Consider the following 20,976-nt stretch of genomic DNA (forward strand, 5'->3'; position numbering starts at 1 on the left):
CGTTTTCCTTACGCGAACCGGTACCCACTTCGCTCGAAAACGCTTTTGCGCCGGCTCAGCCGCGCATCACGCCTTGCGCGCAAGTTTCTCTTGCAGGAAATCGCGCACCAGCGCCGGCTCGACATCCTTGGCGATGACGGCGCGTCCGACCGCCTCGAGCAGGATGAAGGTGAGCTTGCCGCGCTTGACCTTCTTGTCCTGCGCCATCAGCGCCATCAGGCCGTCGGCGTCGCTGAGCCCCTCCTGCGCAAATCCCGCGATGTCCTGCAGGCGCGTGGGCAGGCCGACCTCGGCCAGATGCCGCTCGACTCGTGCCGCATCGGCGGCACCAATCATGCCGAGCTTTGCCGAAAACTCAGCCGCCAGCACCATGCCGATCGACACGCCCTCGCCGTGGAACAGGCGGTCGGAGAAGCCGGTGGCGGCTTCCAGCGCGTGGCCGAAGGTGTGGCCGAGATTGAGCAGCGCCCGCTCGCTGGTCTCGCGTTCGTCGCGCGAGACGACGCCGGCCTTGGCGCGGCAGGAGGTGGCGATCGCGTGCTCGCGCGCCGAGCTTCCCTTGAAAATGTCGGCCTGGTTCTTCTCGAGCCAGGCGAAGAAGGCCTCATCGCCAAGAACGCCATATTTCGCGACCTCGGCATAGCCGGCGCGGAACTGGCGCGGCGACAGCGTGTCGAGCACGGCGGTGTCGGCGATGACCAGCACCGGCTGGTGGAAGGCGCCGAGCAGATTCTTGCCCTGCGGCGAGTTGATGCCGGTCTTGCCGCCGACGCTCGAATCGACCTGCGCCAGCAGCGAGGTCGGCACCTGCACGAAATCGACGCCGCGGCGCAGGATCGCGGCCGCAAAGCCGGCGAGATCGCCGACCACGCCGCCGCCGAGCGCGATCACCAGATCGTTGCGCTCGATTTTTGCCGCGATCAGGGCTTCGCTGACCTTTTCCAGGCCGGCATAGGTCTTGGAGATCTCGCCTTCCTCGACGATGACACGCGAGGTCGGGATGCCGGCGTCGCTGAGCGAAGCCTCGGTCGGCTCCAGCCAGTGCCTTGCCACGGTGCGATCGGTCACGATCGCCGTACGCACGCCGGGACGCAAGGCCGCGATCCGCGCGCCCAGCGTCTGCAGCACGTCGCGGCCGATGATGATGTCATAGGCGCGCTCGCCGAGCGCGACGTCGACGACGATGGGATCAGAATGCTTCAACGGCGCAGTCATCGTGCGGCACTCGCGACATCGGAAGGTTGTTCGGAAACGGCAGCGCCGCAGAGATGCGCCCGCAGCATCTCGATGCATTCGTCGACGATGCGGTCATGTGGCACGTCGCGCGAGGCGATGGTGAGGTCGGCATTGCGGTAGACCGGTTCGCGCTCGCCGAGCAGGCGGGTGACGGTCGCCTCGGGATCGGCGGTCTGGAGCAGCGGGCGGTCGGCCCGGCGCCGCACCCGCCGCATGATCACGTCAGGATCGGCCTTGAGCCAGATCGAGACCGCTTTGGCCGCGATCCGTCGGCGCGTCTCCTCGCGCATGAAGGCGCCGCCGCCGGTGGCCAGCACCCCCGGCCCGCCGTCCAGCAGCCGCGCGATCACCCGCGCCTCGCCGTCCCTGAAATAGGGCTCGCCATGGCGCTCGAAAATCTCCGGTATGGTCATGCCCGCGGCCGCCTCGATCTCGCTATCGGCATCGACGAAGGGCAGCCGCAGCCGCGCCGCCATGCGGCGGCCGATGGTGGATTTGCCGACGCCCATCATGCCGACCAGCACGATCGAGCGCGATCCGAGGGCCGACAGGATGTCGGCCTCGGACGAGGCGGGTGCTGGCACTACGGCGTCGGACATGTTCCTCGCTCAACCTGCCGCCAAATGCGGCATTCCCTGCCACCTATACTACCCCCCAAGAGGCCCTCGCCAGAGGACTCTTGCCACGAAACGGCGAACATGTTGGATGATTTCATTGGTTAATTTGCGCGTCCGAGACCCAGATCCATGCCGAGCCTGTTCCGCTTCCTGACGGTCGTCGCCGTGATCGCCGGCATCGTCTATGGCGTGATCTTCGCGCTGGCGAACTTCGTCAATCCCAAGCCGCGGGAAATGACGGTGACGATCCCGCCTGACAAATTTCTAAAGAAGTAGACGCTGGTTGCGAGCGTCAGCCGGCTTGCGAATTCCGCGTTAGTGCTTGGCGCAGCAGACGCAGAAACAGCCGCGTATCTTCGACGAGATTTTGACCTGCGACTTGCGCATCCTTGATACCTTCCATCGCCGCGACGATGATGGCAGCAAGGTCCGCGGGCGTGGAATTCAGGGCATCCAGGGTGATCGCACTCGTTGCTTGCGCCTCCGCCAGTGCGCGAGCAAGCAGTGCCACCAATCGGGCGCGCGCCGCCACTGCGATGTCCTTGGCCAGTGCCATATTGGTGTCGAACAGTTCCGCAGCGTCGGCGCTGCTGGCGAACGGCACGATCAAGTCGCGCTGGAAGGCCGCAATCGCCAACTCGATTCGACTGAGAACGTCGCCATCGCTATCGAGCGCGGCTTCGACGCTTCGCATCGTTTTGGCATGCGCCCGTGCCGAACCCGCCCGGAACAATTCCTCCTTGCTGCTGAAGCTCAGATAGAGGGACGCGCGCGAGATGCCTGCGGCGCGGGCGATGTCGGCCATCGATGTCTTGCGAAAGCCGTGGCGCACGAAGACCGGAAGTGCCGCGTCGAGTATCGCCTCTGATTTTTGATCGCTCGGGCTCATTTGAGACACATTGACAATCTTCGTCCAATCCGTCAAAAACAAATTAGACAATATATGTCTAGATGTCTAAGTGGGCTGAGCCGCCCGATCAGTGGATTGAAATCACGTGCATTATCAACAGAACACCCCAGCGGCCGCCGCCACGGTGCTGGTGACCGGCATCGGCGGGTTTCTCGGCGGACATGTCGCAATGCAATTGCTGGCGAGCGGCTATCGCGTTCGCGGCACGGTCCGCAGCCTTGCCGCCTGCGACCGCATCCGGAGCCAGCTTTGCGCCGCTGCGCCGACCGGCGCCGGGACGCTCAGTTTTGCTCAGGCTAATCTTTGCTCCGACACGGGATGGGATGACGCACTCGAGGGATGCCGCTACGTCATTCACACCGCCTCACCATTTCCGGCAGGACTATCGAGCGACGCGAACGACCTGATCCGGACCGCGAAAGACGGCGCGCTACGGGTGCTGCGCGCGGCCCATCACGCCGGTGTCGCACGGGTGGTGCTTACATCTTCGATCGCCGCCACCAATCACGGCAGCGGCCAGGCTCCCTATACCGAGAGCGACTGGACCGATCCCACCAGCGCGCGGGCGACGCCATATTACAGATCGAAAACGCTGGCCGAGCAGGCCGCGTGGACCTTTGCCAGCAAGAGCGGACTCGATCTGACGGTCATCAATCCGGGCATGATCTTCGGACCGCTGCTCGGCCCGCAATACGGCACGTCGGTCGGGCTGATCCAGCAAATGATGAGCGGCAAGCTGAAACGTGTGCCGCGCTTTGGATTTGCGGTCGTGGACGTGCGCGATGCCGCCGACGCTCATATCCGCGCAATGACATGTCCAGACGCTTCCGGAGAGCGTTTCATCGTCGGCGGAGGTTTTCTCTGGTTGAGAGAGTTGGCCGCGGTGCTGGCGAAATCGTTCCCGGCCTATGCGGCCCATTTGCCCCGCGGCGACGTGCCAAGCTGGATGGTGCGAGTTATGGCTCCGTTCAGCGGACGTTCGCGCATGATCGTCCACGAGCTCGATCGGGACCTCAGTGTCAGTGCCGCCAAGGCGCATCGCGTGCTGAACTGGCGAGCGCGGCCTGACCAGGACTGCATCCGCGCCAGCGCACAAAGCCTGATCGACTATCGTTTGATCGAGCCGGCGTAGACCGGCTGGGCCGGTCCTGCGCAATCCGTGTCACCCACGGATCGCGCCGCCACAATGCAATCTCAACTTCCCTTCCAAAATTGGACGACCCTGATGCCAACGCACACAACACACTCTTCACCGGAAGCCGAGCAGATCCGCAACATCGAACGGTCCCGGCTTCGCGCCTTGGTCGCGGGCGATATGGACGCGGCAAGGCCGCTCCACGCGCCGGAGTTCCAGTTGATCACGCCGATCGGGATGCCTCTCTCCAAGGACGAATATTTGGGTGCGATTGTGAGTGGCCAGATCAAATATCTCATGTGGGAACCCGGACCTATCGCGGTACGGCAGCAAAATGGTCATGCGGTGATCCGCTATCGCGCCAGACTCGAGATCGTGTTCGGTGGCCATCGGGTTGCCCCCGGCGACTACTGGCACACCGACACCTATGAATATCGCGACGGGCGATGGATGGTCGTCTGGTCGCAGGCCACTGCGATCAGTCAAATGTCTTAGTCGTGGGCGGGCCTTCAGCACGTATCTGAAGTGCCGCTCCGGGAAATGAGGGTGACAATTCCTACAAATTTCTCAAGAAATAGGCGTTAGGGTCGGAGGCGATGCCAGCAAAACCCTCCGATACGAGACTGATCGGCCTGTTCCTCGACATGCTCGCGGCGGAACAAGGCGCAGGTACCAACACGCTCGACGCCTACCGGCGCGACCTCACCGATTTCTCGGAATTTTTGGGCCGCCTCGGCCACAGCTTCGTGGATGCCGAGACGCAGATCCTGCGCGACTATCTCGCCGATCTCGACACGCGCGGTTTCAAATCCACCAGCGTCGCCCGGCGGCTGTCGGCGATGCGGCACCTGTACCGCTTCCTCCTCAACGAGAAGCTGCGCGCCGACGATCCGGCCGCGATCCTGTCCGGGCCGAAGCGCGGCCGCAGCCTGCCAAAGGTGCTGTCGATCGCGGATGTCGACAAAATGCTTGGGCGAGCGAAGGAGTTGAGCGAGGCCGCCGACGCTTCGCCGTCGCAACGGTTGCGGAATTTGCGGCTCTATTGCCTGTTGGAAGTGCTATACGCGACGGGCCTGCGCGTCTCCGAGCTGGTGGCGCTGCCGCGCTCGGCGGCGAAGCGCGACGCCCGCATGATCGTGGTACGCGGCAAGGGCAACAAGGAACGCTTGGTGCCGCTCAACGAGGCCTCGCGCCAGGCGATGGTGGATTACCTCGGCGCGACCGACGCAACGACCAAAGGTGACGACAAGCCGAACAAAAAGGGCAGCCTCGCAGCGTCAAAATGGCTGTTTCCCTCCTTCGGCGAGAGCGGACATTTGACGCGACAGCACTTTGCCCGCGACCTCAAGGAGCTCGCGGTCGCCTCCGGCCTGCAGGCCCGCCTGGTCTCGCCGCACGTGCTGCGCCACGCCTTTGCCAGCCACCTGCTGCACAACGGCGCTGACTTGCGCATCGTGCAGACCCTGCTCGGCCACACCGACATCTCGACCACCCAGATTTACACCCACGTCGTGGAGGAGCGGCTGAAGAGCCTGGTGCGCGACCTGCACCCGCTGGCGGAGAAGTAGCCGTTGGAGAAAGCCGTCGTCCCGGCGCAGGCCGGGACGACCAATAGAACCGCCTTGACTTCGGCCCTTTCTCCGCAGAAAGAGCCGTCGTCCTCCCAGTGATTTGGCGCGCGCCGCGGCGCGCACAAGCCAAACCATTGAAGAAGCTACACTTCTTATCCCTGAGCCAAATCCCGTTTCACCTCCCCGCCCCGTCCTCCCTATATTGAGTTGATGCCGGATCACATGCGCAGCTATCTCGATTTCGAAAAGCCCGTCGCCGAGCTCGACTCCAAGGTCGATGAATTGCGCGCATTGGCAGCCACCGGCACCGACATCACCGACGAGATCGGCCGTATCGAGGACAAGGCGGCGCAGGCGCTCGCCGACCTCTACACCAACCTCTCGCCCTGGCAAAAAACGCTGGTCGCGCGCCATCCGCAGCGGCCGCACTTCTCCGACTTCATCAAGGGGCTGGTCACCGAATTCACCCCGCTCGCCGGCGACCGCAAGTTCGGCGAGGACGAGGCGCTGGTCGGCGGCTTCGGCCGTTTCCGCGGCGAGAGCATCTGCGTGATGGGCCAGGAAAAAGGCGATTCCACCGAGAGCCGCATCAAGCACAATTTTGGCATGGCGCGCCCCGAGGGCTATCGCAAGGCGGTGCGGCTGATGGAGATGGCCGAGCGCTTCGGCATTCCCGTGCTGTCGATCGTCGATTCCGCCGGCGCCTATCCCGGCATCGGCGCCGAGGAGCGTGGCCAGGCGGAAGCCATCGCGCGCTCGACCGATGCCTGCCTGGCGCTGGGCGTGCCGAACGTCGCGATCGTCACCGGCGAGGGCATGTCGGGCGGCGCGATCGCGATCACCACCGCCAACAAGGTCCTGATGTTCGAGCATGCGATCTACAGCGTGATCTCGCCAGAGGCCGCCTCCTCGATTCTGTGGCGCGACGGCACCAAGGCCCAGGAAGCCGCCAACAGCATGAAGATCACGGCCCAGGACATGCTGCGCTTCGGCGTCATCGACACCATCCTGAAGGAGCCGGTCGGCGGCGCCCACAGGGACCCCGCCGCCATGATCGCCACCACCGGCGAGGCGATTGAGCAGGCCTTCAACGAGCTGCGCAACCTGGACGCGGACGCGATCCGCCGGCAGCGGCGGCAGAAATTTCTCGAAATCGGCCGGAAACTGGCCTGATTCCAGTTATTTGCCTCGTCATTCGGGGGCGATGCGCAGCATCGAACCCGGAATCTCGAGATTCCGGGTCTGGTCCTTCGGACCATCCCGGAATGACGGGGGTAATGGCCCGTTAACCCTTTTTTCGCCCAAATCAGCGAAGACGGCCCCAATTAGGCCCCAGGCCACGGTTTAGTCTCTGTTGACCATGCATATGGGGCAACAAGCTCGTGATCCCCGTTCGGGTTGCGAGCCCAGGACCCAAAGGGTAAGATTTTAATCAATGACTTCAGGGCAAAACGCTGGAGTTTGGTCTCTCAAGTCCCGCTGTCGCGGGGATCGGATCGCCGGTCGGGCCAGGCGCCAAAATTTGGGGTTTTGCGAACTTGCCCGGTGAGTGTGGGGTCTGTCTTGATTTCTAGCTCGCTCGCACGCGCGCTTATGACGTCCGTCGCGCTGACCGCCAGCGTGCTGCTGGCTGGCTGCGATTCCGACCAGGTCTCGCTCGCGACCAACGCCAAGGCCAACCAGCCGGTCCCGCCGAAGCTCCTTGCCGCAATGACCGAGAAGGACATGGATCTGCAATCGCCGATCCTGGTCCGTCTGTTCAAGCAGGAAGCCGAGCTCGAGGTCTGGAAGCAGACGCGAAACGGCCAGTTCGCGCTGCTCAAGACCTACCCGATCTGCCGCTGGTCGGGCGATCTCGGCCCAAAGGTTCGCGAGGGCGACCGCCAGGCGCCGGAGGGGTTCTATTCGATCAACCCCAGCCAGATGAACCCGCAGTCGGCCTACTACCTCTCCTTCAACACGGGCTATCCCAATGCCTTCGACCGTGCGCTGGGACGCACCGGCTCGCAGCTGATGGTGCATGGCGACTGCTCCTCGCGCGGCTGCTACGCGATGACCGACGAGCAGATCGCGGAAATCTATTCGCTGGGACGCGAGTCCTTCTTCGGCGGCCAGAAGGCGTTCCAGCTCCAGGCGTATCCGTTCAAGATGACGCCGGTGAACATGGCCAAGCACCGCAACAATCCGAACATGGCCTTCTGGAAGATGATCAAGGAAGGCTATGATCATTTCGAGGTGACGCGGCAGGAGCCGAAGGTCGATTTCTGCGAGCGGAAATACGTCTTCGACGCCACCAAGACAGCCGACGCCAAGCGCGACCCGGTGTTCGACGCGAACGCCAAGTGCCCGGCCTATGCGATCCCCGATGACATCCAGCAGGCCGTGCGCGAGAAGCAGCAGCGCGACGAGACCGAATACGCCAAGCTGGTGTCGCGCGGCACGCCGGTTGCGCGCATGAACACCGGCATCGACGGCGGCATGAACAAGGTCTTTGCCGTGCGCGTTCCCGAGGGCAGCACCGGCCTGTCGGAGGCGCCCGACACCAACAGCCTGTCGCTGCTCGCGATGTCGAAGGCGCCGGGCACGATCCCCTCGACCGTCAATCCGCCGAAGCCGAACCTGGCCGTCGCGGACGCCGCACCGCAGAACGAGCCGGTCGTCGCCGCTCCGGCACAGACCAACACGCGCGTCGCCGCCGCCGCGCCCGCCGAACAGCAATCGTCGTCCTCGGGCGGCGGCTGGTTCTCAGGCCTGGCGCGCAAGATGGGCATGGGCAGCTCTGAGACGACCGCGACCGCCACGCCGACGCAGACCGCCGCCGCTCCGGCCGCGCCCACGACGGCCGCATCCAGGCTGAAGGCCGCGGTGGGCCGGATCGTACCGGGCCGCGACGCGTCGAAGGACGCATCGAAATCAACCGCGGCAGCGAAGCCGCCGGAGCCCAAGGCGGTTGAAGCCAAGCCCGTCGAGACAAAACTCGCCCAGTCGCGTCCGCCGCTCAAGCCGTCCGTGGCCGAGACCGCGCCGGCCGCAGCGAGCAAGGACTCGCAGCTCGCGGGCGCAGCACCGGTGGTGTCGTCGAACTCGTTCGACAGCCGGTTCGGAGCGATGAAGTAGGGCCATCGCTTTCGGCGCGAATTCTCTCCGTTTCATCCAGGCTTGACGCCGCCATTCTCCGCCACGACGCCGCAGCCTTCCGGCTCGGCTCTGATCGCAGGTTCCTTCGAACCGTCACCCCGCGCAACGGCGAAGCCGTTGTCGCTGGAGGTGGCCGCTTCTTCAGCGACCCTCGAAGGGCGACGGCCCGATTCCCGGCCGTTCATCCTTCGAGGCTCCCCCTACGACGCTTTGCGTCGCACGGCTCGCACCTCAGGATGACGGGACTTCCAATCGGTCCTCGTGGCCGGAAGAGAATCGCAAGAGTGGACTCGCGGAGTCCCCCTCACCCGAAATTCGTACGTGAATTTCGGTCTCTCCCCGCAAGCGGGCAGAGGCGAAAGAGCCCTTACGCGTACCGCCCGTGGCAGTGCTTGTACTTCTTGCCACTTCCGCAGGGGCAGTCCTCGTTGCGGCCGACCTTGCCCCAAGATGCCGGATTTTTGGGATCGCGCAGGGCGGCATCGGAGGCGTTTGCCTGCGGGGCGAGGGAGACGTTGGCGAACGCCATCTCGTCCTCGCCAGTGTCCGGATTTAGCTTGTGCGCTTCCATCGCCGGCAGCATGGGGGCTTCCTGCTCCGGCGGCACGATCTCGACCCGCATCAACTGCGCGGTGACGGCCTCGCGCAGATGCGCGCTCATCTCCTGGAAGAGGTTGAACGCCTCGGTCTTGTACTCCTGCAACGGATCGCGCTGGCCGTAGCCGCGCAGGCCGATCACCTGCCGCAGATGGTCCAGCATGATCAGATGCTCGCGCCAGAGATGGTCGAGCGTCTGCAGCAAAATGGTCTTCTCGACGTAACGCATCACGTCGGGGCCCCATTGCGCCACCTTGGCCGCCATGTGCTCGTCGGCGCGCGTTTCGATGCGCGTGAGCAGCTCCTCGTCGGCGATGCCCTCTTCCTTGGCCCATTCGTCGACGGGCAGATCGAGGTCGAGCACGCGCTTCAGCTCTTCCTTCAGTCCTGCAACGTCCCACTGCTCGGCATAGGCATGCTCGGGCACATGCTTGGCGACGAGGTCGTCGACGAAGGCGTGACGCATGTCGGCGATGGTCTCGGCGACGCTCTCGTCCTTCATCAGGTCGACGCGCTGGTCGAAGATCACCTTGCGCTGGTCGTTCTGGACGTTGTCGAACTTGAGCAGGTTCTTGCGGATGTCGAAGTTGCGCGCCTCGACCTTCTGCTGCGCCTTCTCCAGCGCCTTGTTGATCCAGGGATGGATGATCGCCTCGCCCTCCTGCAGGCCGAGCCGCTGCAGCATGCTGTCCAGGCGATCCGAGCCGAAGATGCGCATCAGGTCGTCTTCCAGCGACAGGAAGAATTTTGAGCGTCCGGGGTCGCCCTGACGGCCGGAACGGCCGCGGAGCTGGTTGTCGATGCGGCGGGACTCGTGACGCTCGGAGCCGATGATGTAGAGGCCGCCCGGCTTCTTCACGGTCTTGGCGGGCTTCGAGCCCTTGGCCGGCTCGATCTCGACGGTCTCCTCGGCCTTCAGCACGATGTCGCGGAAATGTTCGATGTCGGCCTTGATCTGTTCGATCTTTTTGGCCTTCTCGGCCTCGTCCTCGATGCCGGCAGTTTCCTGCTTGAGGCGCATCTCGAGCGAGCCGCCGAGCTTGATGTCGGTACCGCGTCCGGCCATGTTGGTGGCGATCGTGATGGCGCCGGGCACGCCGGCCTCAGCGACGATATAGGCTTCCTGCTCGTGGAAGCGCGCGTTCAAGACCGCGAACAGCTTTGCCGGCTTGCCGGCGCGGGCCGCAGCGTAAAGCTTTTCAAGCGCGCTCTCCTTGCCGAAGTCGATCTGCTTGTAGCCGTTGGCTTTCAAAAATTCGGCGAGCACTTCCGACTTCTCGATCGACGCGGTGCCGACCAGCACCGGCTGCAGCCGCGAGTTGGCGCGCTCGATCTCGGCGAGGATGGCGGCGTATTTTTCCTTCTGCGTGCGGTAGACCTCGTCGTCCTCGTCGAGACGCGCGACAGGCAGATTGGTCGGGATCTCCACGACCTCGAGCTTGTAGATGTCGAACAGTTCGTCGGCTTCGGTCGCCGCCGTACCGGTCATGCCCGCCAGCTTCTCGTACATGCGGAAGTAGTTCTGGAAGGTGATGGAGGCGAGCGTCTGGTTCTCCGGCTGGACCGCGACGTGCTCCTTGGCTTCCAGCGCCTGGTGCAGGCCTTCCGAATAGCGCCGGCCGGGCATCATGCGTCCGGTGAACTCGTCGATGATCACGACCTCGCCGTCGCGGACGATGTAGTCCTTGTCGCGGGTGAACAGCGTGTGCGCGCGCAGCGCCTGGTTGACGTGGTGCACGACCGAGACGTTCTCGACGTCGTAGAGCGACTCGCCCTTGAGCTGGCCGGCGTCGCGCAGCAGCGTCTCCAGCCTCTCCATGCCGCCTTCGGTCAGCGTCACCGTGCGCTGCTTCTCGTCGACCTCGAAGTCGGTCACCTTCGTAAGCTTCGGCATGAAGGTGTCGATGGTGTTGTAGAAATCCGAACGGTCGTCGAGCGGGCCGGAGATGATCAGCGGCGTGCGCGCCTCGTCGATCAGGATCGAGTCGACTTCGTCGACGATCGCGTAGTAGTGCGGCCGCTGGACCATGTCCTCGAGCCGGTACTTCATGTTGTCGCGCAGGTAGTCGAAGCCGTATTCGTTGTTGGTGCCGTAGGTGATGTCGCAGGCATAGGCCGCCTTGCGCTCGGCATCGTCGAGCCCGTGGACGATCACGCCCGTGGTCATGCCGAGGAAGCCGTAGATCTGGCCCATCCAGCCGGAGTCGCGTCGGGCGAGGTAGTCGTTGACGGTGACGACGTGGACGCCCTTGCCGGCGAGCGCGTTGAGATAGACCGCAAGCGTCGCAACCAGCGTCTTGCCTTCGCCGGTCTTCATCTCGGCGATGTCGCCCTCGTGCAGCACCATGCCGCCGATGAGCTGGACGTCGAAATGGCGCTGGCCGAGGGTGCGCTTGGCCGCCTCGCGGACGGTTGCGAAGGCCGGGACCAGGATGTCGTCCAGCGTCTTGCCGGAGGCGAGAAGCTGCTTGAACTCCTCGGTGCGGGCCTTCAGCGCGTCGTCGGAGAGTCTTGCAAGCTCGGGTTCCAGCGCATTGATGGCGTTGACGCGGGACTGGTACCCCTTGATCCGCCTGTCATTTGCGGAGCCGAAAAACTTGCGGGCGAGCGCGCCGATCATACCGGATTCCTTGCCAAATTCCTGTGTTCGCGATTACCGCGTTGCAGCCAAGAGGTTGTCACCAACTTGCCTATCAACTCACCGTGACGCCTCGCGGTGCCAGCCCCGGATTGCGGGGTCATCCGCCATATGGGTGGGAATTAAGCAAATCTGGGTTCAACGGCCGAAAACGCAGCAAAATAAACGCCATCGCCATTGACGCGACCGGCCAGAGATATGGCCCGGTCGGGGCCTTGTCAACGGCGGCCGGATTGCCGCCAATTCATCATTTTGACAGACTTTTCGCGTTGCCAAGGCCCTGTGATTGGGCGAGTGTCCGCCCCGCCCGAACGACCCCCGTAACATAAGGATTTTCCATGACCACCTCGTTCCCGGTATCCACCGGCCAGCGCGTTCGCCTTGCCTCTGCCCTGGCGGGATGCCTTGCACTGGCGCTGACCCTGGGAAGCCCCGTCCGGGCGGCCGACGATCCGGTGCTGGCCAAGGTCAATGGCGCTGACATCAAGAAGAGCGACGTGACCATGGCCGAGGAAGAGCTCGGGCCGAGCCTCTCGCAGATGGACCCGGCCACCAAGGACGAGAACGTCCTCGCCTTCCTGATCGACATGAAGATCGTCGCCAAGGCCGCCGAGGACAAGAAGATCGCCGACGGCGAGGAGTTCAAGAAGCGCCTGGCGTTTGCCCGCAACCGCCTGCTGATGGACAGCCTGCTCGCCCAGGAGGGCAAGGCGGCGACCACCGACGACGCCATGAAGAAGGTCTATGAGGAGGCCTCCAAGCAGATCACCGGCGAGCAGGAGGTGCGCGCGCGGCACATCCTGGTCGAGACCGAGGACGAGGCCAAGGCGGTGAAGGCGGAGCTCGACAAGGGCGCCGATTTCGCCGAGCTCGCGAAGAAGAAGTCCAAGGATCCGGGCTCCGCCGACGGCGGCGACCTCGGCTTCTTCACCAAGGAGCAGATGGTGCCGGAATTCTCGGCCGTGGCGTTCACGCTCGAGCCGGGCAAGATCTCCGACCCCGTGAAGTCGCAGTTCGGCTGGCACATCATCAAGGTCGAGGAGAAGCGCGCCCGCAAGGCGCCGGACTTCGAGCAGGTCAAGGCCCAGATCGAGAATTACGTGACCCGCAAGGCCCAGGCCGACTACGTCGCCAAGCTGCGCACCGAGGCCAAGGTCGAGCGGCTGGACAAGCCGGCCGCGGATGCGGCCAAGCCGGACGCCGCCAAGCCGCCGGCCGACAACAAGATGGCGCCGCCGGCGAAGAAGTAAGAATTCGCTGTCACTTCGCTGACGCCAAGAGTATCTAAGCATCGTGATGCCCGGCCCCCGCGCCGGGCATCTTCATATTCAGACCTCACCAAGGCGCCCCGCGATGTCCTCCACCGTTTCCCCGCTCGCCCCCACCGACGTTCCCGACATGCCCGAAATCGCGGGCATCAGGCTGGCCACGGCCGAAGCCGGCATCCGCTACAAGAACCGCACCGACGTGCTGCTCGCGGTCATGGACAAGGGCACCGCGGTCGCCGGCGTCTTCACCAAGTCGAAATGCCCCTCCGCACCGGTCGAATGGTGCCGCGCCAAATTGAAGGGCGGCAAGGCGCGCGCGCTCGTCGTCAATTCCGGCAACGCCAATGCCTTCACCGGCAAGACCGGGCGCCAATCCACGGCGCTCACCGCCGCGATCGCAGCCAAGGCCGTCGGCTGCAGCGCGAACGAGATTTTTCTCGCCTCGACCGGCGTGATCGGCGAGCCGCTGGACGCGACCAAGTTCGACGGCGTGCTCGGCCGCCTCGCTGACAAGGCCGTATCAGGCGATTACCTTTCCGCGGCCAAGGCGATCATGACCACCGACACCTTCCCCAAGGTCGCGACCGCGACGGTGAAGCTCGGCAAGGCCAAGGTCACCATCAACGGCATGGCCAAGGGCGCGGGCATGATCGCGCCCGACATGGCGACCATGCTGTCGTTCGTCTTCACCGACGCGCCGATTGCGCCCGCCGCGCTTCAGGCACTGCTCAAGAGCGGCGTCGAGGACACGTTTAACGCCGTGACCATCGACGGCGACACCTCGACCTCGGATACGCTGCTGGCGTTCGCCACCGGCGCGGCGGCCGCGAACGGCGCGCCAAAGATCAGCCGCGCCAGCGATCCGCGCCTGAAGGCGTTTGCGAAGGCGTTCCGCGAGGTGCTGGCTGACCTCGCAGAACAGGTCGCACGCGACGGCGAAGGCGCGCGCAAGCTGGTCGAGATCACCGTGGAGGGCGCAAAGTCCAAGGCCTCCGCGCGAAAGATCGCGATGTCGATCGCGAATTCACCGCTGGTGAAGACCGCGATCGCCGGCGAAGACGCCAATTGGGGCCGCGTGGTGATGGCGGTGGGCAAGGCCGGCGAACCCGCCGATCGCGACAAGCTGTCGATCGCCTTCAACGGCATCCGCGTCGCCAAGAGCGGCGCGCGCGATCCGGCTTACGACGAGGCGCAGGTGTCCGAAGCGATGAAGGCGCCGAAGATCGCGATCAAGGTCTCGCTGGGCCTCGGCAAGGGCCGCGACCGCGTGCTGACCTGCGACCTCACCAAGGAATACGTCGCGATCAACGGCGATTATCGGTCGTAACGAGATCTCCTCCCTCTCCCCGTTCTTACGGGGAGAGGGTTGGGGTGAAGGGTTGCATCCGCATTCACGGTGAGAACTGGACTCGCGGAGAGTCCCCCTCACCCGCGCCTTCGGCGCGACCTCTCCCCGCAAGCGGGGCGAGGTGAAGCGGCGTCAGCTCGAAATCCGGGCGTCGGCGACGGCCTTCTTGAACAGCGCATTCATCGCGTCCGAGATGCCCTGGGTCGGGCTCACCTCGAAATAGAAGCCCGGCGAGGCGCAGCTCTGCATGTTCTGCGCGACCTCGCTGTTCGGCGACGGACCGAACGGTCCCTGGTTGAACGGGTCGATCCAGCTCATGTACCAGCTATTGGTCGGCAACTGCAGATAGGTGGTGTAGAGCACCGCGATCTTGATGCCGCGATCCTTCAGCGCGGTGCAGAGCGCAGGATTGATCGGCGACTGACAGCGCGACATGCTGCCGACCTTCTTGATCGGCTTCAGGCATCCGGAATTGTTTTCGTCGGCCACGCCGTCGGAGACGAAGAATACGTATTTCAGTGGCGCGGACGATGTCCCTGCACCGGGCGTAGCGATGATGTTGTTGAGCGCGGGCAGGACCGTGCTGAACGGGGTGTCCATGTCCTTGGTGTAGCTGTCATTGTTGCCGTAGACGCCCATCAGGTCGATGTTGCCGGCCGCCGTCTTGGCGCTCGACAGGCTGGAGGACAGCGAGAACAGCGCGCGCAAGCCGATTGTCGCTGATGCCGCGCCAAAATCGTAGATCGCCATCCGGAACTGGTTCGAATAGGTCTGGGTGGCCGCCGCCGTGTCCATGAGGGATTGCGTGGCCGTGCGCAGAACGTCGATCCGCGTCGTCACGCCGAGCGTCTTGGCGAGATTGTAGTAGTTGTTGGAGTCGTTGTAGTCGTGACAGGCGAAGGCGCACTTGTCGGACGTGTTGTTGACCATCGTGGTCACGTCGGCCGGCGTCGCGGCCACGCCCATCGACGGCGAATTGTCGAGCAGCAGGTAGAAATCGATATAGAGCGGCATGTTGGCCGTCGACGTCGAGGTGCCCGACATCGTCAGCGTGCTCTTGCCGATCACGCCGAGGAACATCGTGTTGATGCTGGCGGAGTAGGTGACCGTGGACGTGATCGTCGAACCCTTCTTGTCCACGGTCGGGGTGACGCTGACGAGCGTGTAGCCGGTCTGGTTGTCGCGGTTGCCGTCGAAGATCTTGGTGGCGTCGGTGACGCCGACCGCGATCGGGCCGTCCGAGGTCATCGAGCCTGCCGCGATGAAAGCGGGCGAGGCTTTGGCGATCGCCCCGACGCTCGCGGCGTCCGCGGCGGCCTGAAGCTTGGCCCGGATCTGCGTCGCGCGGGAATAATCGACTGCACAGCCCACCGTCGTGATCAGCGGCACGCAGGCGAGCGCGAAAATGACCGAGATATTGCCGCGCCGGTCACGGATGAACCGGCTGAAGGTGCTTCGCACAGGGCGCATGAAATCAGGTCCAGAGTGATAAAAGGCGTTTTCACTCTAGGAGCTGTCGATTAAATATGACTTATGGCAAAGGCGATCCAATCGTTTAGGTCGGGTTAACGGATCGCTTGCTGCCATCCCGCACCCAACGGCATTCTCCAAAAGGCATATTCTCCAAAAGGTATGGCAGATCTCAAACTGACACTGGTGGTGGCCTGCGCCCTGATCGATGCGGACAAGCGCGTCCTGATCGCGCAGCGGCCCGAGGGCAAGTCGATGGCCGGCCTCTGGGAGTTTCCCGGCGGCAAGGTCGAGCCGGGCGAGCGGCCGGAACAGACGTTGATTCGCGAGCTGCACGAGGAGCTCGGCATTTCCGTCGCCGAGCCCTGCCTCGCGCCGCTGACCTTCGCCAGCCACGGCTATGACAACTTCCACCTCCTGATGCCGCTCTATGTCTGTCGCCGCTGGGAGGGATTTGCGGTCGCCCGCGAAGGACAGGCGCTGGCATGGGTCCGCGCCAACAAGCTGCGCGACTATCCGATGCCGCCGGCGGACATCCCGCTGATTCCGCATTTGATCGATCTGTTGATGTGAGCAGCACTGTTATTCCGGGGCGATGCGGAGCATCGAACCCGGAGTGACGGAGCTAGTGGCTCAACTCTTCCCCGCCTTCTTCACCGCCTCAGCAAGACTCGCTTTTGCCGAGCCGGGCTTGAGCGGCTGCTGCTGGCTCGCATGCGGGGCCCAGCCGGAGAGCCAGACGAGATCGAAGGTGGCGCGGATGCGGCCGTCGGGGTCGGCGAAGCGCCCCGCATAGATCTCCGCCATGCGCAGCAGGGTCCGCCGCCGCGTCGGCGTGCGCCGGCGCTCGACCAGCACATTGGCCGCGCCCATGCGCCGCAGGTCCTGCATCAAGGCAAAGGCGTTGGCGTAGCGCACCACGACGCGGTCGACATCGGTGACCGGCAGCGCAAAGCCCGCCCGCTGCAGCAGCGCGCCGATGTCGCGCAGATCCGCGAACGGCGCCACGCGGGGCGACACGCCGCCCTCGCATTCGGCCTCGGCCGCGGCAAAGGCCTGCCGCAGCTCGTTAAGGCTGTCGCCGCCGATCATCGCGGCGAGCAGCAATCCGTCCGGCTTCAGCGCGCGCCTGATTTGCGCGAGCACGCCCGGCAGATCGTTGACGAATTGCAGCGCCAGCGCCGAGGCAATGAGATCGAGCGTCTCGGCTGCGAAGGGCAGCTTTTCCGCGCCGGTCGCATCGAGCTCGACGCGTTGCACCGACGGCAGCCGCGCGCACAGCGCTGTGAGGCCTTCGCCCGGCGTCCAGAGGTCGGCAGCGGCATGAAACTCGCGCATCACTGCGGCGAGCCGGTCCGCCATGTCCTCGTTCACCCGATCCAACAGGAAAGAGACCAGACCTAGCGCCTGCGCACGCCGCTGCCGCGCATGCAGCAGCGCGCGATCGAACAGGATGGGCGGAGTTTGCGGGTTTTGAACCATAGCGCTGGTTACGCCGATCCCCTTGGCTCTGGCAATCCGGTCCTTGAGCGCGGCATGCCACAGCGCTAGCCTTGCGCCCATGGAAGCCGACAGCGTCCCTTCCCGTTCCCCGTGGCGTGCGCCGTTTTCCGCCGGCCGCCACATGCTGGCGCGCATCGCACGGCTCGCGCTCGACATCGCGCTGCCGACGCTGTGCGTGTCCTGTCGCGAGCCGGTGGACGGCGAAGGCGTTTGCGCGGCGTGCTGGGCAAAGCTGTCGTTCATCGAGCCGCCCTATTGCCCGCGGCTCGGCATTCCCTTCGTCTACGATCCCGGCCCCGACATGCTGTCGATGGAGGCGATCGCCAGTCCGCCGGCCTATCACCGGGCCCGCGCGGCGGTGCGCTATGACGATGTCGCGCGCACCCTGGTGCATTCGCTGAAATACCAGGACCGCACCGACCTCGCGCCGGCCATGGGCCGCTGGATGGCGCGCGCCGGCCGGCCCCTGCTGACTGAGGCCGACATGCTGGTCCCGGTGCCCCTGCACTGGCGCAGGGCCTGGCGGCGCCGCTACAACCAGTCCGGGGCGCTCGCGAAGGTGATCGCGCGCCAGAGCGGGGTGACGGTGAACGCCGACGTGCTGCGCCGGGTCCGTGCCACCGAGCAGCAGATCGGGCTGTCGCGCGCCCAGCGCGCCGCCAATGTGCAGGGCGCATTCCAGGTATCTGCCGACCGCCAATCCGAGGTGCAGGGGCGCAAAATCGTGCTGATCGACGACGTCCTGACCTCGGGCGCGACGCTGGATGCCTGTGCGCGGGCCCTGCTGCGCGCCAAGGCGGCCCAGGTCGACGCGCTGGTGTTTGCCCGGGTTGTCGAGAGCGCCTCGCGTCCCATATAATTCAAATAATTCAGGAAATGAGAGCGCCAGACGACATGAGCACTGCCGTCGAGATCTACACGAGGCCGGGCTGCGGCTACTGTTCCGCGGCCAAATCGCTGCTGTCCCGGAAGAAGGCCGAGTTCACCGAGTTCGATATCGCCAAGGACCCGTCGTGGCGCCAGGAGATGTATGACCGGGCCGGCAGTGGCGCGACCTTTCCGCAGATCTGGATCGGCGAGACCCATGTCGGCGGTTGCGACGAGCTCTACGGGCTCGACCGCGAGGGCAAGCTCGACGGCATGCTCGCCAGTGTGAAGGCCATCTCATGAGCCAGGATTCAGCGCAGGACCGCAGCTTTACCGCAGCCATGGTGCAGATGCGGACCGGGCTTCTGCCCGAGCCGAGTTTCGAGCAGGCGAGCAAGCTGATCCGGCAGGCGGCGGCAGCCGGCGCTGACTATGTGCAGACGCCCGAAGTCAGCAACATGATGCAGTCGAACCGCAAGGCGCTGTTCGAGCATCTGGCGAGCGAACAGGACGACAAGTCGTTGAAGGCGTATCGCGCGCTGGCGGCGGAGCTCAAGATCCATCTCCATGTCGGCTCGCTGGCGCTGCGCTTCTCGCCGGAGAAGGCGGTCAACCGCTCCTTCCTGATCGGGCCCGACGGCGGCCTGCTCGCCAGCTACGACAAGATCCACATGTTCGACATCGAGCTGCCGGACGGCGAGAGCTATCGCGAATCCGCGAACTATCAGCCCGGCGAGACGGCCGTGATCTCCGACCTGCCTTGGGGCCGCGTCGGCCTGACCATCTGCTACGACGTGCGTTTCCCGGCGCTCTACCGCGCACTCGCCGAAAGCGGCGCCTCCTTCCTCACGGTGCCCTCGGCCTTCACCCGCAAGACCGGCGAAGCGCATTGGCACGTGCTGCTGCGCTCGCGCGCGATCGAGACCGGCTGCTTCGTTTTCGCCGCGGCCCAGGCCGGGCTGCACGAGAACAAGCGCGAGACCTATGGCCACTCGCTGATCATCGATCCCTGGGGCGAGATTCTTGCCGAGGGCGACGTCGAGCCCGGCATCATCATGGCCAAGATCGACCCGGCCAAGGTCGAGACGGCGCGGCGAGCGATTCCGTCGCTCCAGCACGGCCGCCGCTTCGGCGTCGCCGACCCGAAGGCCGGGCCGGACCATCTGCATCTGGTGCGGGGATCGGCATGATTCGCTACGCGCTCCATTGCGACCGCGGCCACAGTTTCGAAAGCTGGTTCCAGAGCTCGTCGGCCTACGAATCCCAGGTCAAGCGCAAGCTCGTGGCCTGCCCGATCTGCAACTCGACCAAGGTCGACAAGGCGATCATGGCGCCGCGCATCGTCGGCAAGAAGGGTCGCGGCCGTGCCGCGCCGCCGCCTGAGGCCGTCGCTGCCGCCACGCCTGAGGCCGCACCGTCCGGATCGACCTCGCTGATGATGGCGCAGGAGCGCGAGCTGCGCAGCAAGCTGAAGGAGCTGCGCGACCACATCGTCAAGAATGCCGACAATGTCGGCGAGCGCTTCCCCAACGAAGCCCGCGCGATGCATTACGGCGACAAGGAGCACCGCCCGATCTATGGCGAGGCCTCGCCCGACGAGGCCAAGGCGCTGATCGACGAGGGAATCGAAGTCTCCCCGCTGCCGACGCTGCCGGAAGACCGCAACTAAGCCCCGACAAGCACCGCGACGCCGATCACGATCAGCACGATGCCGATGAGCTCGCGTGGCGCGAGCGGCTGCTTGAAGGAGTAGTAGGCGACGCCCTGCGCGAACAGCACCTCGACCAGTGCCAAGGTGCGGACATTGGCGGCGGCCGTCAGCGCGAACGACAAAAACCAGAATTGCGAGGCGAAGGCGCCCATGAAGCCGGCGAGCATCGACGGCTTCCAGAGCCCGAAGATCGCCCGCAATATGTCCGGCGCGCGCCAGAGCAGATAGATCGTCAGCACCAGCGTCTGCACGAACAGCCCGAGCACCAGCGTGAACGACGAGGCCGTCACGAAGGAGACGCCGGGCACCGTGATGATGGCGCCGCGAAAACCGATCGCGGAGAGCGCAAACGCTGCGGCCGCAACCAGGCCGATGACGGTCGGCTTCAGCTCCGCAAAGCTTTTCTCGCCGCCCGGCCGCAACGCCGTGATGACGACGCCGATTGTCGCGATCACGATCGCCAGCACCCTTAGCCAGGTGAGATGATCGCCGAGGAAGACGAAGCCAAAGATCGCGGTCTGGATCGCTTCGGTCTTGAGATACGCCGTCGTCACCACGAAAGAGCGCTCGTTCATGGCGAGCAGCATCAAGCCGGTCGCGACGATCTGGCTGAGCGCACCGAGCAGCAGCCACGGCCAGAACATGGCCGGCGGCGCGCTGAGGTGATCGCCGGAAACGACCAGCACGACGCCAAGGAACAACACTGAAAACGGAAAGCCGAACAGGAAGCGGATATTGGTCGCGCCCCAGGTCCCCAGTGGCTTGGTCAGCGAGCGCTGCATCGCATTGCGCGCAACCTGGCCGAGCGCAGCAATGATGGTGAAGGGAATCCAGAGGCTGGTGACGGTGAGCATGGGTGGGATGAGCGAGGGCGGCGGGAGCGTGTGGTGCAACGTGCAGGGTGCGGCTCACTGGGTCAATCGGGCCGATGTCATAGGAGCGATGCTTTCGCCACAAACTCGGTGTC

Annotated in this window: 20 protein-coding genes; 13 read left to right on the top strand and 7 right to left on the bottom strand. The window is 64.8% G+C overall.

What is annotated here, in order from left to right; translation table 11 throughout:
- Positions 1-66 precede the first annotated feature (66 nt).
- Both aroB and JQ632_RS25930 read right to left on the bottom strand, forming a co-directional pair.
- Positions 67-1,215: a 3-dehydroquinate synthase gene (aroB, locus tag JQ632_RS25925; protein ID WP_212405427.1), complete on the bottom strand. Its 1,149-nt coding sequence runs from the start codon at positions 1,213-1,215 to the stop codon at positions 67-69.
- Positions 1,212-1,835: a shikimate kinase gene (locus JQ632_RS25930; RefSeq protein ID WP_212405429.1), complete on the bottom strand. Its 624-nt coding sequence runs from the start codon at positions 1,833-1,835 to the stop codon at positions 1,212-1,214. The genes aroB and JQ632_RS25930 overlap by 4 nt, the downstream gene beginning before the upstream one ends.
- 147 nt (positions 1,836-1,982) lie before the next feature.
- On the opposite strand from JQ632_RS25930, the gene JQ632_RS25935 reads away from it, so the two are divergent.
- Positions 1,983-2,129 (top strand): hypothetical protein, encoded by a 147-nt coding sequence (locus JQ632_RS25935; protein WP_018643497.1) that lies wholly within the window; start codon positions 1,983-1,985, stop codon positions 2,127-2,129.
- A gap of 16 nt (positions 2,130-2,145) precedes the next feature.
- On the opposite strand, the gene JQ632_RS25940 is transcribed toward JQ632_RS25935, so the two are convergent.
- Positions 2,146-2,742 (bottom strand): helix-turn-helix domain-containing protein, encoded by a 597-nt coding sequence (locus JQ632_RS25940; RefSeq protein ID WP_212405431.1) that lies wholly within the window; start codon positions 2,740-2,742, stop codon positions 2,146-2,148.
- 106 nt (positions 2,743-2,848) lie between these two features.
- On the opposite strand from JQ632_RS25940, the gene JQ632_RS25945 reads away from it, so the two are divergent.
- The 5 genes from JQ632_RS25945 (at position 2,849) to JQ632_RS25965 (ending at position 8,586) form a co-directional block, all read left to right on the top strand.
- Complete coding sequence (locus JQ632_RS25945) at positions 2,849-3,895, top strand: aldehyde reductase (protein ID WP_312015666.1); 1,047 nt, start codon at positions 2,849-2,851, stop codon at positions 3,893-3,895.
- A 93-nt stretch (positions 3,896-3,988) separates the two neighbouring features.
- Positions 3,989-4,393 (top strand): nuclear transport factor 2 family protein, encoded by a 405-nt coding sequence (locus JQ632_RS25950; RefSeq protein ID WP_212405432.1) that lies wholly within the window; start codon positions 3,989-3,991, stop codon positions 4,391-4,393.
- A 101-nt stretch (positions 4,394-4,494) separates the two neighbouring features.
- Complete coding sequence (gene xerD / locus JQ632_RS25955) at positions 4,495-5,466, top strand: site-specific tyrosine recombinase XerD (RefSeq protein WP_212405434.1); 972 nt, start codon at positions 4,495-4,497, stop codon at positions 5,464-5,466.
- Positions 5,467-5,679: 213 nt separating this feature from the next.
- The gene (locus JQ632_RS25960) at positions 5,680-6,642 is read left to right on the top strand and encodes an acetyl-CoA carboxylase carboxyltransferase subunit alpha (RefSeq protein WP_212405436.1); all 963 of its coding nucleotides are present in this window, start codon (positions 5,680-5,682) and stop codon (positions 6,640-6,642) included.
- A gap of 420 nt (positions 6,643-7,062) precedes the next feature.
- Positions 7,063-8,586 (top strand): murein L,D-transpeptidase family protein, encoded by a 1,524-nt coding sequence (locus JQ632_RS25965; protein ID WP_212405437.1) that lies wholly within the window; start codon positions 7,063-7,065, stop codon positions 8,584-8,586.
- Between the two features lie 388 nt (positions 8,587-8,974).
- Here the strand turns inward: JQ632_RS25965 and secA are convergent, their stop codons facing one another.
- The gene (gene secA, locus JQ632_RS25970) at positions 8,975-11,824 is read right to left on the bottom strand and encodes a preprotein translocase subunit SecA (protein ID WP_212405439.1); all 2,850 of its coding nucleotides are present in this window, start codon (positions 11,822-11,824) and stop codon (positions 8,975-8,977) included.
- A 356-nt stretch (positions 11,825-12,180) separates the two neighbouring features.
- Between secA and JQ632_RS25975 the strand changes: the two genes are divergently transcribed.
- Both JQ632_RS25975 and argJ read left to right on the top strand, forming a co-directional pair.
- Positions 12,181-13,092, top strand: coding sequence for a peptidylprolyl isomerase (locus JQ632_RS25975; RefSeq protein WP_212405441.1), 912 nt, complete (start codon positions 12,181-12,183; stop codon positions 13,090-13,092).
- A gap of 103 nt (positions 13,093-13,195) precedes the next feature.
- Entirely contained in the window at positions 13,196-14,437 is a 1,242-nt protein-coding gene (gene argJ, locus JQ632_RS25980) for a bifunctional glutamate N-acetyltransferase/amino-acid acetyltransferase ArgJ (protein WP_212405443.1), read from the top strand.
- A gap of 153 nt (positions 14,438-14,590) precedes the next feature.
- Here argJ and JQ632_RS25985 read toward each other — a convergent pair whose 3' ends face one another.
- Entirely contained in the window at positions 14,591-15,928 is a 1,338-nt protein-coding gene (locus tag JQ632_RS25985; RefSeq protein WP_212405445.1) for a TadE/TadG family type IV pilus assembly protein, read from the bottom strand.
- Positions 15,929-16,090: 162 nt separating this feature from the next.
- On the opposite strand from JQ632_RS25985, the gene JQ632_RS25990 reads away from it, so the two are divergent.
- A complete protein-coding gene (locus JQ632_RS25990; RefSeq protein ID WP_212405446.1) occupies positions 16,091-16,501 on the top strand; it encodes a (deoxy)nucleoside triphosphate pyrophosphohydrolase in 411 nt (136 codons plus the stop codon).
- 60 nt (positions 16,502-16,561) lie between these two features.
- Here the strand turns inward: JQ632_RS25990 and JQ632_RS25995 are convergent, their stop codons facing one another.
- Entirely contained in the window at positions 16,562-17,410 is an 849-nt protein-coding gene (locus JQ632_RS25995) for a methyltransferase domain-containing protein (protein ID WP_212405519.1), read from the bottom strand.
- A gap of 79 nt (positions 17,411-17,489) precedes the next feature.
- On the opposite strand from JQ632_RS25995, the gene JQ632_RS26000 reads away from it, so the two are divergent.
- The 4 genes from JQ632_RS26000 to JQ632_RS26015 are packed head-to-tail and all read left to right on the top strand — an operon-like array spanning position 17,490 to position 19,967.
- Entirely contained in the window at positions 17,490-18,290 is an 801-nt protein-coding gene (locus JQ632_RS26000) for a ComF family protein (protein WP_212405447.1), read from the top strand.
- 35 nt (positions 18,291-18,325) lie between these two features.
- Positions 18,326-18,601, top strand: a complete 276-nt coding sequence (gene grxC / locus JQ632_RS26005; RefSeq protein ID WP_212405454.1) for a glutaredoxin 3 — start codon at positions 18,326-18,328, stop codon at positions 18,599-18,601.
- Positions 18,598-19,488 carry a carbon-nitrogen hydrolase family protein gene (locus tag JQ632_RS26010; protein ID WP_212405455.1) on the top strand — a complete coding sequence of 297 codons (891 nt, stop codon included), beginning with the start codon at positions 18,598-18,600 and terminating at the stop codon, positions 19,486-19,488. Before grxC ends, JQ632_RS26010 begins: the two co-directional genes overlap by 4 nt.
- Positions 19,485-19,967 carry a DUF1178 family protein gene (locus tag JQ632_RS26015; protein ID WP_212405457.1) on the top strand — a complete coding sequence of 161 codons (483 nt, stop codon included), beginning with the start codon at positions 19,485-19,487 and terminating at the stop codon, positions 19,965-19,967. The genes JQ632_RS26010 and JQ632_RS26015 overlap by 4 nt, the downstream gene beginning before the upstream one ends.
- On the opposite strand, the gene JQ632_RS26020 is transcribed toward JQ632_RS26015, so the two are convergent.
- Positions 19,964-20,863, bottom strand: coding sequence for an EamA family transporter (locus JQ632_RS26020; protein WP_212405459.1), 900 nt, complete (start codon positions 20,861-20,863; stop codon positions 19,964-19,966). The two genes, JQ632_RS26015 and JQ632_RS26020, sit on opposite strands and share 4 nt — an antisense overlap.
- Positions 20,864-20,976: the final 113 nt, after the last annotated feature.

Origin of the sequence: Bradyrhizobium liaoningense, from assembly GCF_018130955.1 — a bacterium.
GTDB classification, from domain to species: Bacteria; Pseudomonadota; Alphaproteobacteria; order Rhizobiales; family Xanthobacteraceae; genus Bradyrhizobium; species Bradyrhizobium liaoningense_C.

Excerpts from the sequence above, each read along its gene's own strand:
- grxC (WP_212405454.1), top strand. The coding sequence starts at position 18,326 with ATGAGCACTGCCGTCGAGATCTACACGAGGCCGGGCTGCGGCTACTGT.
- JQ632_RS26010 (WP_212405455.1), top strand. The coding sequence starts at position 18,598 with ATGAGCCAGGATTCAGCGCAGGACCGCAGCTTTACCGCAGCCATGGTG.
- aroB (WP_212405427.1), bottom strand. The coding sequence starts at position 1,215 with ATGACTGCGCCGTTGAAGCATTCTGATCCCATCGTCGTCGACGTCGCG.
- JQ632_RS25960 (WP_212405436.1), top strand. The coding sequence starts at position 5,680 with ATGCCGGATCACATGCGCAGCTATCTCGATTTCGAAAAGCCCGTCGCC.
- JQ632_RS25995 (WP_212405519.1), bottom strand. The coding sequence starts at position 17,410 with ATGGTTCAAAACCCGCAAACTCCGCCCATCCTGTTCGATCGCGCGCTG.
- JQ632_RS25940 (WP_212405431.1), bottom strand. The coding sequence starts at position 2,742 with ATGAGCCCGAGCGATCAAAAATCAGAGGCGATACTCGACGCGGCACTT.
- argJ (WP_212405443.1), top strand. The coding sequence starts at position 13,196 with ATGTCCTCCACCGTTTCCCCGCTCGCCCCCACCGACGTTCCCGACATG.
- xerD (WP_212405434.1), top strand. The coding sequence starts at position 4,495 with ATGCCAGCAAAACCCTCCGATACGAGACTGATCGGCCTGTTCCTCGAC.
- JQ632_RS25975 (WP_212405441.1), top strand. The coding sequence starts at position 12,181 with ATGACCACCTCGTTCCCGGTATCCACCGGCCAGCGCGTTCGCCTTGCC.
- JQ632_RS25990 (WP_212405446.1), top strand. The coding sequence starts at position 16,091 with ATGGCAGATCTCAAACTGACACTGGTGGTGGCCTGCGCCCTGATCGAT.
- JQ632_RS26015 (WP_212405457.1), top strand. The coding sequence starts at position 19,485 with ATGATTCGCTACGCGCTCCATTGCGACCGCGGCCACAGTTTCGAAAGC.
- JQ632_RS25935 (WP_018643497.1), top strand. The coding sequence starts at position 1,983 with ATGCCGAGCCTGTTCCGCTTCCTGACGGTCGTCGCCGTGATCGCCGGC.
- JQ632_RS25950 (WP_212405432.1), top strand. The coding sequence starts at position 3,989 with ATGCCAACGCACACAACACACTCTTCACCGGAAGCCGAGCAGATCCGC.
- secA (WP_212405439.1), bottom strand. The coding sequence starts at position 11,824 with ATGATCGGCGCGCTCGCCCGCAAGTTTTTCGGCTCCGCAAATGACAGG.
- JQ632_RS25965 (WP_212405437.1), top strand. The coding sequence starts at position 7,063 with ATGACGTCCGTCGCGCTGACCGCCAGCGTGCTGCTGGCTGGCTGCGAT.
- JQ632_RS26020 (WP_212405459.1), bottom strand. The coding sequence starts at position 20,863 with ATGCTCACCGTCACCAGCCTCTGGATTCCCTTCACCATCATTGCTGCG.
- JQ632_RS26000 (WP_212405447.1), top strand. The coding sequence starts at position 17,490 with ATGGAAGCCGACAGCGTCCCTTCCCGTTCCCCGTGGCGTGCGCCGTTT.
- JQ632_RS25930 (WP_212405429.1), bottom strand. The coding sequence starts at position 1,835 with ATGTCCGACGCCGTAGTGCCAGCACCCGCCTCGTCCGAGGCCGACATC.
- JQ632_RS25985 (WP_212405445.1), bottom strand. The coding sequence starts at position 15,928 with ATGCGCCCTGTGCGAAGCACCTTCAGCCGGTTCATCCGTGACCGGCGC.